Below are 13613 nucleotides of genomic sequence, written 5' to 3'. Positions count from 1 at the left end.
GAAAAGCGATAGCGGCCGAGACGAATAGCAATTGTTTGGTTTACTTCGCGATCCCGGCGTGGTTAAGATAATCGCCGTTCGCGGGTTTGTTGAAGGAGACGGCATGGGCGGGGACTCGCCAGTGCAGGCGCTCGACAGCTCGGCATTCGTGACCAGGCGAGGACTCGTCCTGCCGCACCAGATGCCGTTCGACAGGTGGCTCGGAGTCGGTGGCTATCTCTCCGATGTGTACAGTTCCTCGGCCTGGTGCCTCGGGGACTGGCTCGTCTACGGGGAGACCGCCTTCAGCGGCCGGTACCAGGACGCCGTGAAGCTCACCCAGCTGGACTACCAGACGCTGCGCAACCATGCCTGGGTGGCACGGCGCTTTCCGATGTCCCGGCGCCGGGAGGGGCTGAGTTTCACCCACCACGCCGAGGTGGCCGCCCTCTCGGAGCCCGAGCAGGAGTTCTGGCTGCGCAAGGCGGAGGAGTACGCCTGGTCGGCGAAACGTCTGCGCCGGGAGGTGAAGGACAGCCTGCTGGAACGGACCGACGGCAGCGGCGGCAGGCGGGCCGGCGGGGCGGGCCGGGGCGCCGTCGCGGTGCTCAACATGTCGATCCCGGTGGAGCGCCTCGAGTCGTTCCAGGAGGCCGCGAGCAGGCTCGGCCTTCCCTTGGAGACCTGGGCGGAACGGGCGCTGGCCAGCGCGGCGGCCGAGGCGTTCGACGAGCAACCGCGGGCCGTTGCGCTCACCGCCACGAGGTCACCGCATGCAACAGGTCGGCGGAAGCGTTCATGAAGTCGTGGTGCCCGCCGTCGACGACCCGGAACTCGACCGACTCCGCGTAGTCGCGCCACCCCTGGAGCCCGTCGAGGCTCACCTCCTCGTCGTCGCGCCAGTGCAGCACGACGATGGGAAATCCGACGAGGATCGGCTCGGCCCGGCGGTACTCGCGCGCGGCGTCGAGGTCGCGCAGGAGCACCGACAGACCCATCCTGATCATGTCCGGCCACGGTTCGAGCCCGCGGCCGCGCACGACCGATTCCAGGTCCGCACGTAGTTCGGGCTCGGTCATCGTGAGCATCCGGTCGCGCGCGGAGTCGTGCGGGGCGAGCTGCCCCGACACGTACAGGCACTCGGGCTGGGGCAGGCCCCGTTCACGGAGAACGACCGCCGCCTCGAAGGCGGGCAGCACTCCGGCGCAATGCCCGAAGAACGCGTACGGGCGGTCGAGTGCCGGGCCCAGGCCGTCGACCAGGGCGGCGGCCAGCCTCCGGTAGGTGCCGTAGTGGGGTTCGGCCAGCCGGTTCTCACGGCCGGGGAACTGCACCGGGCAGATCTCGACGTCGCCGACCGTGTGCGGCCAGGCCCGGAAGGCCGAGGCTCCGGCCCCGGAGTACGGAAAGCAGAAGATTCGCGCGCGGGAGTCGGGGGACGCCGGCCGGACGAGCCAGGAGCCGGCGCTCACGGCAGGGATTCCATGTAAGCGGAGATCGACGCTATCGTCGGATAGCGGTACATCTCGTCCATCGGTATTTCGTAGCCCATTTCGTCGATGTAGGCCCGCTGAATTCTGGCCATGATCACGGAATGGCCACCGAGGGCGAAGAAATCCTGTTCGGGCGTTATATCGGAACACTCCAGCTCGCGACACCAGATGGCGCGCACCTCATCCACGAACACCTTGCCCCTTTCGCCTGTCACGGAGAACGTCCATCAATGCGAACCGGTCCGACTTCCCGTGCGGGCTCAGCGGGATCCGGGGGATGCTGACGAACTCGGCCGGCACCATGTTCCGCGGCAACGTCTCCAGCAGCCGCGCGCCGAGCTCGTCGCCGGCGAGATCGTCGCCCTCCGGCACGACGAACGCGATCAGCTCCGTGTCGCCGGAGTCGGTGGACCTGCTCACCACGGCGGCCTGCCGGACCCCGGCCAGCCGGCTCAGCGCCCGCTCGACATCGGCCGGGTCGATGCGCATCCCCCGCACCTTCACCTGCGCGTCCATTCGCCCGGCGACGACCAGCTCGCCGTCCTCGTTCACGTGGCCGCGGTCGCCGGTGCGGTAGAGCCGGCGCGGCACACCGTCCACCTCGACCGTCGTGAAGCGCGCCGACTCGGGCCCCGTGCCGTTGAGGTAGCCCGCGCCGACGCCCGCCCCGGAGATGCCGATCTCGCCGTACTCCCCCGCCCCGACCCCGCGCATCCGCTCGTCGAGAACGTGGATGTCCATGTTGTGCACGGGACGGCCGACCGGTGCGATCTCGTGGTCGCCGGGCCGATAGCCGGCGAGGTCGAAGGAGGATGCGACGTCCGTGCACTCGGCCACGCCGTACTGATGCAGCAGGACACACCCGCCCGCCTCGCGCCCGACCAGGTTCCCGAGCCGTTCGACATGCAGCGGCTCCCCGCCGAACAGGAGGTGGTCCAGTTCGGTGAGGGCCGTCCCGCCGGACGCCTTCTCCCAGTCCGCCAGCACGTAAAGGGTGCTGGACGCGCAGTGCACCGTGCGAATGTCGTGGCGCTCCAGCATGCGGTAGGCCATGGCGGGGTCGAAATTGCGGCTGGCGATCAGATGCTGCGTGGCGCCGCAGAACAGCGGCGTCATCAGGCTGCGCTGGGACAGATCGAATCCGAACGCGCTGACGACGAGGTTGTTCGACCCGCGATGCAGGCCGAACTCGTCCTGGAGCCAGTTCAGCAGGTTGAACCAGCCCACGTGACGCACGGCGGTCAGCTTCGGGACACCGGTCGACCCGGACGTGAAGATCGCGTAGCACAGGTCGTCGCCGGTGACCGTGACGTCCGGCGCGGTCGCCGGACGGCCTTCGAGGTCAGTCCGCAGCGTTGCGAGGTCGACGACCTCCACCGTCGCGGACCCGACCAGCTCCGCCGTCGCCGGGGAGGCGACGATCAGGGCAAGATCGGGAACCTGCCCCAGCAGCAGCCGCAGTCGCGCCGGCGGGTAGGTGGGGTCGAGCGGTACGTAGGCCGCTCCCGCCTTCAGCGCTCCGAGGATGGTGACGAGAAGGTCGATCGAGTAACCCAGGCAGACACCGACCAGGGCGCCCCGGCCGTAGCCCCTCGATACGAGGAGGTTGGCGAATCGGTTGGCTTGGGCGTCCAACTCCCCGTACGTCACATGTTCCCCGCCGCAGACCACGGCGACGGCGCCGGGCGTCGCCGCGGCGTACGCCTCGAAACGCTGGTGGACGACAGGGGCCGAGGGCAGGGCCACCCGCTTGCCGCGAATCATCATGATCTAACTCGCCTCCAGCCGCGCCTGTCTTGTTGGCGAGACATCCGGGATGGACGCTAGGACCGAACGGCCCATGTCAGAAAAACGGCGGAACCGCCGGGTCCCACCCACCGTCGCGGCCTGTTCCGGCACCGGCAACCCGTGCGACCATGGCCGCGCGACGTCCGGACCGGGCAGCGTACCGATGAGTCTCTATGCCCGGCGTCTGCGGAATGCCGCACCCAGGAGGACGAAGCCGATCAGGAACGGATAGATGATCCCGCGTTCGGACAGGCCGATGAGCACGCCTGCACCCGAGGCGAGGATGATCCCGAAGATCACCAGCGAGAGCAGGCCGAGCGCCCCGGCGACGGTCAGGAGGCGGCCCAGCCCGGACGATGTTCCGAGCGGCTGATGCGCCCGGCCGAGCAGGATGACGAGCACGTTGCCGGAGAGGAATGCCAGGATGGCGCCGATTCCGTGGTAGTCGGTCCCGCCGGTGCCGCCGTCTCCCGGGAACAGCCCCACCAGGATCATGCCGATCGCCAGTACGGCCGCCGTGATGACCGTCGCCGCGCGGCGTCCACCCGGCAGGCCTTTCAGCATGGTGACGGCGGTCAGCACGGCCAGGCCGGTCAGCACCAGTCCGATGTTCATCAGTGAAGCCAGCGGGGAGTACATGTACTGCCCGAACGCGGTGAGCGGCCCGTGGACTCCGAGGTTGCTGATGAAGTGGTGGGTATAGCTGTAGGGCGGGTCGGTCCACGCCGCGGCGGCGATGAACTCGCCGGTGAAGTAGATGATTCCGCTGGCCATGAATGCCAACGCGGACGCCGGGCGCTGCCTGATGTCGTTCACAACTTTCCTCCTGTGGTGATTCGGCGGCCTGAGCTTGCGGCGCAGTGCTGACATGTGGCGCACACCGCGCGGACACCGCCCCCGCCGCCGGATCGGACGGGAGAGCACGGGAAGATCTGGGGATGGACGGCGGCGCACGGCTACAGGTCACGCTGCTCGGCGTCTTCCGGGTCTCCTGTGGTGACACCGTCCTGGCCATCTCCGGAACCCGCTTGCAGAACCTGCTCGTACGGCTGGCCCTTGCCGGCGGCCGGCCCGTCACACCGGCTGTGCTGATCGACGCGATCTGGGGCGAGGAACCGCCCTCCGACCCCGCGCACGCACTCCAGCGACTCGTCTCCCGATTGCGTCGTGCGCTCACCCCGGACGCTCCGGATCCCGCGGTGGTGGTGCAGGTCGCCGGTGGATACCGGCTGGCTGTGGAGACGTCCGACGTCGACGCCGTACGGTTCGAGGAACTGGCCGCGAACGGCCAGGAGCCGGCATTGTCCGAGGCGGTGGCTCTGTGGGGTGACCGTCCCGGCGTCGAACCCGCGGCCATCGCCGCGGTTGCGCCCACCGTCGCGACCCGCCTGGCGCAGACGTCGGTCGAAGTGGTTGCCGACCTCGCCGACGCCGAGCTGTCCTCCGGACGGGCCGAGGCCGCGGCTGCCCGGCTGTCCGGGCTGCTGGGGGAACATCCGGGGCATGAACGCGCGGCCGCCTTGTTGATGGACGCTCTCGCCGTTCTGGGGCGACAGGCGGAGGCCCTTGCCGTCTACGAGCGGGTCCGCGAGACGCTGGCCGACGTCCTCGGCGCCGATCCCGGCACCGCTCTGCGTGAACGCCATCTACGCCTGTTACGCCCCGAGCCTCCTCGGCCGGCGACCGGTGCGATAGTAAACGACCTACCCGTGCCAGGGGGCTCAGATGCCGACCTGCCCACGCCCCTGACCAGCTTCATCGGCCGCGACGACGACCTTGCCCGGATTTCCGCACTGCTCACCACCGGCCGGCTGGCCACCGTGGTCGGACCGGGCGGCGCCGGAAAGACCCGTCTCGCGCTGGAAGCCGCTCACCGTCTCCGTCACGAGTACCACGACGGGGTCCGGCTGGTCGACCTCGCGGCCGTCACCGACCCCGCCGAGGTCACCACGGCCGTACTCGCCGCCATCGGCCCGCGGACCGGCGGCCTGCTCAAGCGGGCCGACAACGACGACTTCGGCGTCCTGCTCGCCGAACTCAGCGGCAGGGAGACCCTGTTGCTGCTGGACAACTGCGAGCATCTGATCGACACCGTGGCGCACCTGATCTCGTCGTTGCTGCCACGCTGCTCCGGCCTGCGGGTGCTCGCCACCAGCCGCGAGCCCCTCACGGTCGACGGCGAGGGGCTCGTCCCGCTGGCTCCGCTCGAGTTGCCCGGCCCGGACACCAGCGCCGATGAGGCGCGGGACACCGCATCGGTGCGCCTGTTCACCGCGCGCGCCGCTGCCGTACGCCCAGGTTTTGCTGTCGACGAGACAACGCTGCCTTTCGTCGTGCGTCTCGTGCGTGGCCTCGACGGAATGCCCCTCGCGTTGGAGCTGGCTGCCGCCCGGCTGCGGACGCTGTCGCTGCCCGACCTGGCGGACGGGCTCGCTGACCGGTTCCGCATACTCGGCACGGGCAGCCGTACCGCACCTGCGCGGCACCGCACTCTGCGCGCGGTGATCGCCTGGAGCTGGGACCTGCTCGACACCGGCGAACGTGCCGTCGCGGAACGTATCGCCGTCCTGCCCGGCGGCATCACTGTCAGATCCGCCACCGCGGTGTGCAAGGACATCGCCGACGTCCCGGACCTGCTCGCCGCACTCGTCGACCGGTCGCTGCTCCACCTCGATCCGGTCACCGGCCGTTATCGCATGCTGGAAACCATCAGGGGATACGGCAGTGAGCGCCTGGCCGAGGCCGGCGCCCTCGGCTCGGCTCGTGATCTGGCCGCGGCCTACTTCGCCGCGCTGATGACCGAGCAGGATCCCCGGTTGCGCGGGCCCGGCCAACTGGATGCCGTCCGGACCGTCGACGCCGAGTACGACAACACGCTCGCCGCCCTTCATCACCTGTGCGCCACCGGCGACGTCACCGGTGCGATCGCTCTCGCCCTCCATCTCACCTGGTACTGGCAGATGCGTGGCCGCCACGCTGACGCCGTGCACTGGCTGAGCGAGGCGCTGGCGGTGCCCGGTGAGGTGCCGGCACCCGCACGCGATTGCGCGCGTGCCGCCTATCTGCTCAACCGAGCGGACATCACATCCGGGATCTCCACACCGGATGCGATCGCAGACCGGACGGAGATGCGGGAACTGACCGACCGGCTGCTCGCCCACCCGCACCTACCGGACCACTTCCGCATGCTCGGCGCGATCCTGCTGTTCCTCCAGGACGAGCGGGCCGCGCTCGCGACCTTCGAGCGTCTCGCCGACGGCGACGACCGGTGGTCGGCCGGACTTGCGCACATGTTCCAGGCGGAGATCGCCGAGAACGAGGGCGCACTCGACCGGATGCGCCATCACGTCGAGGCGGCGCTGGACCACTTCCACCGCGTCGGCGACCAATGGGCCACGGCCGCGGTGCTACCGATGCGCGCGACGCTGCGCCGATACGACGACGTCGACGGCGCCCTGACCGACCTGAACGAGGCCCGGATACTGGCGGACAAATTCGGTGCCCTCGGCCTCGGCGACCAGTTCTACCGGGATCTGAACTGGATCGACCTGCACCTGCGCCGCGGCGACACCAGCCGGGCGATCATCATGCTCGACGCCGCAAGGGTACGCGCGGTGCGCGCCTCCTCGGCGGAAATGCTGGTCCTCATCGACGCGCACGAGGCGGCTCTGCGGGTGAGGACGGGCGACCTGGACCGTGCGCGTGATCTGCTCGATGCCGCCGAACGAGGCCTGCGCCACGTCACCGCGTTCCCTGCCGATCACGCCCGCGCGCTCGTGTGCGGCACCCGGGCGGCACTCCTCCTGGTGCTGGACGACCTTCCCGGCGCGGACGAGGCGCTGGCAGCGGCACACGCGGCCGCCCTGGCGACGCGGGAGCTACCGGTCCTGGCCCGGGTGACGGTGCAGATGGCCGCGGCGGCCGACCGGCAGGGACAACCACACCGATCGGCCGCGCTCCTCGGCGCCGCCGCCCGCCAGCGCGGCGCGCACGACCGCACCGACCCGCAGATCTGCGAACTCACCCGCCGGGGAAAGGCCGCGCTGGGCGAGAAGGAATTCGCCGCCGCGTACGAGGCGGGCACTCGTGGAGCACAGTAGGGCAGGGTCTGCTCACCTCTGCTGGACGGTGTTGAGCGAGATGACTTTGCTGATCAGGCCGCTGCCGGGGAAGTCCAGCATCAGCATGCCGGTCCGGACGACCGGAGTGTGCACCTCGGGGCCCTCGTTCAGATAGGTGAGCAGGAACGGGTTGACGCCCTGGACCCCGAACGCGCCTCCGGCCACCTGCTGTGGCTGGGCGAACACGCTGGAGCCGCTGGCAAAGTTCACGTACATCGTGCCCGGGTCGCCGGCGCTGGTGATGTCGAGGAACCGGCGTACCTGGTCGCGTTTGGTCGCGATGGCTCCCACGTTGGGCACGTTGTACTCGTCCTGCACGTATGTCGAGGAGGCGTCGTCCCAGCCGGAGAACTGCGTGAGACCGTAGTTCCCGATCGGGCCGCCGTACGGTCCGTGCAGGACGGCAAGGACGACACGGCCGCGGACCGTGCCGAGTGACGGTGTCGGGGCGCCGGCCCCGCGGGTCACCGACGGCTGCCAGAACAGGGCCGAGTAGCGGGCGGTGTAGGTGTCGAAGATGTCGGCGAAGCTCTTCTGGCCTGACACGTCGGTGCACGAGCCGAGCTGGCCGGTGCATTCCTGCTTGAGACGCATCACCACGGTCTCGCCGGGATGCTGGGCGAGGAAGGTGCCGAGCCGGCTGAGGACGTCGTCGAAGTTGGCGTTCTGGTAGGCCGCCCCGTGATGAATGGTGAACGTGTTGCCGGTGTTGACCCGCGCCCGGATGTCGATCATCCGGATGCCGGCGGTCAACTGGCGCGCGAGTGTGCCGCCGCTGTCGCCGAAGTCCTCCTGTGTCTGGGTCAGGGCACCGCCGTGCGTCGACATGGTCTCGTGGGTGCCGGGGACGGAGAGCGCGGCCAGGCTTGTCGAGCCGGCCAACGGCGCCATCCAGTCGGGGTTGTCGGCTGCGCTGAGCGTTCGGTAGGAGGCGTCGGCGGCGAGGACGGGTTGCGGCGCGACGAGAAGGGAGGCGAGAACGCAGACAGCGACGGCGAAAGCACGTTTCATATCAATCATTCTTGTCGATGACCGACGGTGACGCGCTCATGGCTTGCGCCCCACCCCGACGAACTCCGACACGACCTCGGTGATGCCGGGGTGTCGCGGGTCCGGCCGCCATGCGGTGCAGGTGACGACGCCGGGGTCCAGCAGATCGAGTCCGGCGAAGAACCCGCGGATCTCCTCGATGCCCCGGGTCCTGATCGGAGCGGCCCCGCTCTCGTTCCACTGCCGCATCGACTCCTCGACGGCCGGCCCGTTGACCACCGTGGTCGGATGGGAGATCAGCAGGTAGCTGCCGGACGGCACCGCGTCGACGAGCTGATCGACCACCGCGTGGGCCTCGGCGTCGCCGACAACGAAGTTGATGATGCCGGACAGCACGACGGCGGTCGGCCGCGTGAAGTCCAGCGTGCCGGCGGCGGCTTCCACGATGGCCCGCGGATCACGGACGTCGGCCTCGATGTAGTTCGTGGCGCCCTGAGGGCTGCTGGTCAGCAACGCTCGGGCGTGGACCAGCACCAGCGGGTCGTTGTCGACATAGACGATGCGCGCCCCGGGAGCGACCGACTGGGCCACCTCGTGGGTGTTGTCGGCCGTGGGCAGCCCCGTGCCGATGTCCAGGAACTGACGGATCTGCCCCTCGCCGGCCAGGAACCGCACGGCCCTGCCGAGGAACTGCCGGTTCGCCCGAGCCGACAGCACGAGTTCGGGCATCAGCCTGACGGCGTGGTCGGCCGCCTCACGATCCACCGCGAAGTTGTCCTTGCCGCCGAGCAGGTAGTTCCAGACCCGTGCCGAGTGCGGCACGTTCGTGTTGATCTGCGGAGGACCGTCGGGTCCTGGGGTGGCCGCGATCTCCGTCATTGCGTGTTCCTTCCGCATCCGGCACAAACATCGATGGATGCCAGGAACCTTACGACCACCATCCGGATCTGTCGGAGCAGGGCGGGCACCCTCTCAGCCGCCTGATTCAGTGGATCCGGTGGTCTTGTCCGTCAGTGACGGGCAGGAGGTGGCTGGTGGTGACCGGTGTGGTGGTCGACGGTTCCGGGTTCGAGATCGTGGCCGGCGGTGAGCGGGTGGGGCCGCGCCGGGAGCTGACCGAAACCGATGAGGTTCAGCTGTCCGATCTCGGGGTGCGGTATCTGCGGGCCGTGCAGTCGCAGGCCGGCGACGACGTGTTCCTGGCGTTGGGCCGGGAGCTGTGGAAGTGGCTGAACGGCGCCGAGGGGCAGCTGTCGGCGCTGCTGGAGCGGATTTCGGCGCCGGTCACGTTCGAGGTGCGGGGGCCGCGGTCGCCGGTGGATCGGGAGTGGACGTTGCTGCGGGCGCCGTTCGAGTTGCTGGCTCGTCCGGGCGGCGGTTTCCTGGCCGCCGACGCGGTGGAGCGGTTCTGTGTGGTGCGGCGGCTCGGGCGGTCCGCGGCGGTTCCGGAGCCTGACGGGTTCCGGTTGGGTCTGGCGTTCATGGCGTCGTCGCCCCGGCGACAGCACGAGCTGGACTTCGAGGCCGAGGAGGCGGCGATCCTCGCGGCTGTCGACGACACCCGGGTCGATCTCGTGGTGGAGGACACCGGTAACCCCGTCGAGTTGGGGCGACGGCTCGCCGATCTGGGTGGGATGCCGGTGGTGCACCTGTCCTGCCACGGGGTGAACAAGTTCGTGACGAAGGCGGGCCGGCTCGGCGAGCCGGTGCTGATGATGGAGGACGAGGTCGGCGACGAACTGCCGACCACGGCCGCTGATCTGGTACGCCTGTTCGCGTCGTCGGTGCCACGGTTGTTGTTCGTGTCGGCGTGCCTCACCGATGCGGCGGCGGGAGCGCCCGGACATCTGGCCGGTGGGGCCGGGCGGCGCTCCGGTACGACCGACGGCGGGCCGGACCCGATGCTTGCCCATTCGATGGCGACGGCGCTGGTGGCGGCGGGGTTCCCGGCGGTGCTGGGCTGGGACGGTTCGGTCGGTGACCAGGCGGCGACCGCGTTCGCTGAGGTGCTGTATCAGCAGTTGAGCAACCGGGCGGATCTCGCGCTGGCCGTCGGTGATGCCCGCCGGGCCCTGTTGAACTCCGACGACCGGGCGATGCGCGCGGACTGGCATCTGGCCCGGCTCTGGATCGGTCCGGCCGGTGGTGGACCGGTGGTCACCGGAACGGAGCGGCGGTCGCGGGTGTCGGCCGTACACGGAACGAAGGTCTTTCTGGACCGCAAGCAGCATGTGCCGGTCGCGGCGCCGTCCATGTTCGTCGGCCGGCGCCCCGAGTTGCAGCGCACGTTGCGGGTTCTGCGTGGGCAGGACAAGGCGGGGGTGCTGCTGCACGGGCAGGGACGGCTCGGGAAGTCCAGCCTGGCGGCGCGGATCGCGGACCGGTGCCCGCAGTTGGTGCCGGCGGTGGTGTTCGGTGACTACAGCGCCGCGGCGATCCTCGATGTGGTCGATGATGCGGTCCGCGCCGACAAGGACGCCCGCGATCTGATCGAGCAACGCCGGGCTCAGGTGCGTGACCGTCCGGAGGCGCTGGAACAGCTGTTGCTCGACCTGCTGAGCGGGCCGTGCGCGCAGGCGGGACGTGGGCATCGGCCGCTGCTGCTGGTCATCGACGACCTCGAGCAGGTTCTGGAGCTGGATCCGAACGGTCCGCATCGGGTCGATCCGCGGGTGGCCGGGGTGCTGGCGGGCGTGTTGCGGGCGTTCGATCCGGGCTTGACCGACAGCCGTCTGCTGGTGACGAGCCGGTTCCAGTTCACCCTCGGTGGTCTGGAGGGTCGACTGGAGCAGGTGCCGCTGCGGCCGCTGTCCGCGGTCGCCCAGCGCAAGCTGCTGCACCGGCAGCAGGTGGACGTCTCTGCCGAGCGGCGGCAGGAGCGGGACGGGCTCGCCGAGCGGGCGATGACGGTCAGCCGCGGCAATCCGGGTCTGCAGGACCTCATCGGTCTGCGGCTGGTCTACAGCGAACAGGTCGATGCGGGGCGGGCTGAGGCGGCGGTCGCCGGGATGGAGGCGTATCTGCAGCAGGGCCGGTTGCCGTCCGAGGCCGAACTGCGCGTCTTCCTTGAGAACCTGGCGCTGGACACGCTGATCGAGCAGGCCGGCGCGGAGCATCGTACGTTGCTGCGGGATCTGACCCTGTTCGAACTACCGGTGCCGGAGCCGGTGGCCGCCGTGCTGGCCGAGCGTGCCGGTGGGTCGACCAAGCGGCTGGTGGGGTTGGGTCTGCTCGACGTCTTTCCCGACGGCTACGACTCGCGGCGGCCGGCGTTGGCCGTCAACGCGCTGGCCGCCGGGCGTGTCGATCCACTCGATGACACCGAGATCACCGAACTGGCCCAGGTGGTCGCCGAGCCGCTGTATGCCGCCTGGGGCGGGGCCGCGGAGAGCAACCGGGATCTCGGATCGGAGCTGCAACTGACTCTGATCGCTCTGCGCGCCGATACCCCTGGAATTGTCGCCCACTGCGCTACCGGTGCCGTAGAAGCGTTGCGGTCCGGTCCAGCTGTCGGCGCGTTCCGGCTCGGCCAGGAGGCGATCGGCCTGCTCGACCGGCATCGAGTGCCGGTGCCTTCGTTCCTGCTCCGGCGGGTCGCCGACGCTGCGCGGATCAGTGGGGACGGCGACACCGCTGAGCATTTGTACAGCCGGGCAAGTCGGCAGACGCAAGCTGACGGCCCCGACCAGACCGATCCCCGCGAGCGGGCGCGTGTCACCGCTGAGCACGCCACCTTTCTGCTCAATCGTGGGGAAGTACAGCAGGCTGAACAACTGCTCCAGCAAGCCCACCAGCTGTTCAGTTCCGCCGGCTCCGAACGTGAAGCCGCCATCTGCCAGGGAAGGATCGCCGACATCATCTACCAGCGTGGCGACTACGACGAGGCTCTGCGCATCCGCCGCGAGGTCGAACTGCCCGTCTACGAACGACTCGGCGACGCTCTATCGACCGCGGTCACCTGGGGCCAGGTCGCCGACATCCTCTACCAACGGGGCGACTACGACGAAGCCCTCCGGATCCGCCGCGAAATGCAACTACCGGTATTCGAGCGACTCAGCGAAACCCGGGCGACCGCGGTCGCCTGGGGCAAGATAGCCGACATCCTCTACCAACGGGGCGACTACGACGAGACGCTGCGCATCCGCCGCGAAGTCGAACTGCCGGTGTTCGAGCAACTCGGCGACACCCGCGAGGTCGCGATCACCTGGGGCAGTATCGCCGACATCCTCTACCAACGGGGCGACTACGACGAGACGCTGCGCATCCGCCGCGAAGTCGAACTGCCCGTCTACGAACGACTCGGCGACACCCGATCGACCGCGGTCACCTGGGGCCAAATAGCCGACATCCTCTACCAACGGGGCGACTACGACGAAGCCCTCCGGATCCGCCGCGAAGTCGAACTGCCCGTCTACGAACGACTCGGCGACACCCGATCGACCGCAATCACCTGGGGTGGCATCGCCAACATCCTCTACCAGCGAGGCGACTACGACGAAGCCCTCCGGATCCGCCGCGAAATGCAACTGCCCGTCTACGAACGACTCGGCGACACCCGCAAGGTCGCGATCACCTGGGGCAACATCGCCGACATCCTCCACCAACGGGGCGACTACGACGAGACGCTACGCATCCGCCGCGAAATGCAACTGCCCGTCTACGAACGACTCGGCGACACCCGATCGACCGCAATCACCTGGGGCAGTATCGCCGACATCCTCTACCAGCGAGGCGACTACGACGAAGCCCTCCGGATCCGCCGCGAAATGCAACTGCCCGTCTACGAACGACTCGGCGACACCCGATCGACCGCAATCACCTGGGGCAACATCGCCGACATCCTCTATGAACGTGGTGATTTCGACGAAGCAGCCGCCCTGCATACCAAGCGGCTTCGTGTCTGCGAGCAGTTGGGTGATCTTGAGGGCGTTGCGGCCGCCAAGTGGGGGCTAGCTCAAATCGACTTGGCGCGGGAGAACTACGAGGACGCATTACCTCGGATCATGGAGTCGTTTCTTTCCCTCTGCCACCTTCAAAAACATGACGGCATCGCGGTGGTCGGCAGCGTTCTGGGACAACTCCTTCTGGCGACCGGCGATCACGAGCAGGCGAGATCCGTCCTGGAGGACAGCCTGGCGGCCGCCGAGAAGATCGGGGCAACGAGCATGTTCAAAACCCTCGGTGACCTGATTCATCAGAGTCGTAATCCGGAGCGATGATCCACCATCAGGCCGGTTCATCG

Annotated in this window: 9 protein-coding genes; 3 read left to right on the top strand and 6 right to left on the bottom strand. The window is 69.0% G+C overall.

What is annotated here, in order from left to right:
- The first annotated feature begins 103 nt into the window (after window positions 1–103).
- Complete coding sequence (locus BJ964_RS31780) at window positions 104–781, top strand: LmbU family transcriptional regulator (protein ID WP_188124117.1); 678 nt, start codon at window positions 104–106, stop codon at window positions 779–781.
- Here BJ964_RS31780 and BJ964_RS31775 read toward each other — a convergent pair.
- From BJ964_RS31775 to BJ964_RS31760, 4 genes are all read right to left on the bottom strand, one after another.
- The gene (locus tag BJ964_RS31775; RefSeq protein ID WP_229807180.1) at window positions 732–1451 is read right to left on the bottom strand and encodes a thioesterase II family protein; all 720 of its coding nucleotides are present in this window, start codon (window positions 1449–1451) and stop codon (window positions 732–734) included. The genes BJ964_RS31780 and BJ964_RS31775 overlap by 50 nt on opposite strands.
- Complete coding sequence (locus BJ964_RS31770) at window positions 1448–1660, bottom strand: acyl carrier protein (RefSeq protein ID WP_229807181.1); 213 nt, start codon at window positions 1658–1660, stop codon at window positions 1448–1450. Before BJ964_RS31770 ends, BJ964_RS31775 begins: the two co-directional genes overlap by 4 nt.
- Window positions 1653–3239 (bottom strand): amino acid adenylation domain-containing protein, encoded by a 1587-nt coding sequence (locus BJ964_RS31765; RefSeq protein WP_188124115.1) that lies wholly within the window; start codon window positions 3237–3239, stop codon window positions 1653–1655. Before BJ964_RS31765 ends, BJ964_RS31770 begins: the two co-directional genes overlap by 8 nt.
- Window positions 3240–3431: 192 nt before the next feature.
- Entirely contained in the window at window positions 3432–4076 is a 645-nt protein-coding gene (locus BJ964_RS31760) for a DUF998 domain-containing protein (RefSeq protein ID WP_203832931.1), read from the bottom strand.
- A gap of 122 nt (window positions 4077–4198) precedes the next feature.
- Here BJ964_RS31760 and BJ964_RS31755 point away from each other — a divergent pair, with 122 nt between their 5' ends.
- A complete protein-coding gene (locus BJ964_RS31755; RefSeq protein ID WP_188124114.1) occupies window positions 4199–7360 on the top strand; it encodes a BTAD domain-containing putative transcriptional regulator in 3162 nt (1053 codons plus the stop codon).
- Between the two features lie 12 nt (window positions 7361–7372).
- Here the strand turns inward: BJ964_RS31755 and BJ964_RS31750 are convergent, their stop codons facing one another.
- Together BJ964_RS31750 and BJ964_RS31745 are read right to left on the bottom strand one after the other, a co-directional pair.
- Entirely contained in the window at window positions 7373–8392 is a 1020-nt protein-coding gene (locus BJ964_RS31750; RefSeq protein WP_188124113.1) for a phosphatidylinositol-specific phospholipase C, read from the bottom strand.
- 36 nt (window positions 8393–8428) lie between these two features.
- Window positions 8429–9250: an SAM-dependent methyltransferase gene (locus BJ964_RS31745; RefSeq protein WP_188124112.1), complete on the bottom strand. Its 822-nt coding sequence runs from the start codon at window positions 9248–9250 to the stop codon at window positions 8429–8431.
- Window positions 9251–9408: 158 nt separating this feature from the next.
- On the opposite strand from BJ964_RS31745, the gene BJ964_RS31740 reads away from it, so the two are divergent.
- Entirely contained in the window at window positions 9409–13590 is a 4182-nt protein-coding gene (locus BJ964_RS31740) for a tetratricopeptide repeat protein (protein WP_223149643.1), read from the top strand.
- Window positions 13591–13613 lie beyond the last annotated feature (23 nt).

This window comes from Actinoplanes lobatus, from assembly GCF_014205215.1.
GTDB classification, from domain to species: Bacteria; Actinomycetota; Actinomycetes; order Mycobacteriales; family Micromonosporaceae; genus Actinoplanes; species Actinoplanes lobatus.
Note: the sequence above shows the minus strand (reverse complement) of the source record. Positions and strands in the feature narration are given on the sequence as shown.

What these genes read in the sequence shown, in the direction of transcription:
- BJ964_RS31780 (WP_188124117.1), top strand. Translation starts at nt 104, where the DNA reads ATGGGCGGGGACTCGCCAGTGCAGGCGCTCGACAGCTCGGCATTCGTG.
- BJ964_RS31765 (WP_188124115.1), bottom strand. Translation starts at nt 3,239, where the DNA reads ATGATGATTCGCGGCAAGCGGGTGGCCCTGCCCTCGGCCCCTGTCGTC.
- BJ964_RS31755 (WP_188124114.1), top strand. Translation starts at nt 4,199, where the DNA reads ATGGACGGCGGCGCACGGCTACAGGTCACGCTGCTCGGCGTCTTCCGG.
- BJ964_RS31750 (WP_188124113.1), bottom strand. Translation starts at nt 8,392, where the DNA reads ATGAAACGTGCTTTCGCCGTCGCTGTCTGCGTTCTCGCCTCCCTTCTC.
- BJ964_RS31745 (WP_188124112.1), bottom strand. Translation starts at nt 9,250, where the DNA reads ATGACGGAGATCGCGGCCACCCCAGGACCCGACGGTCCTCCGCAGATC.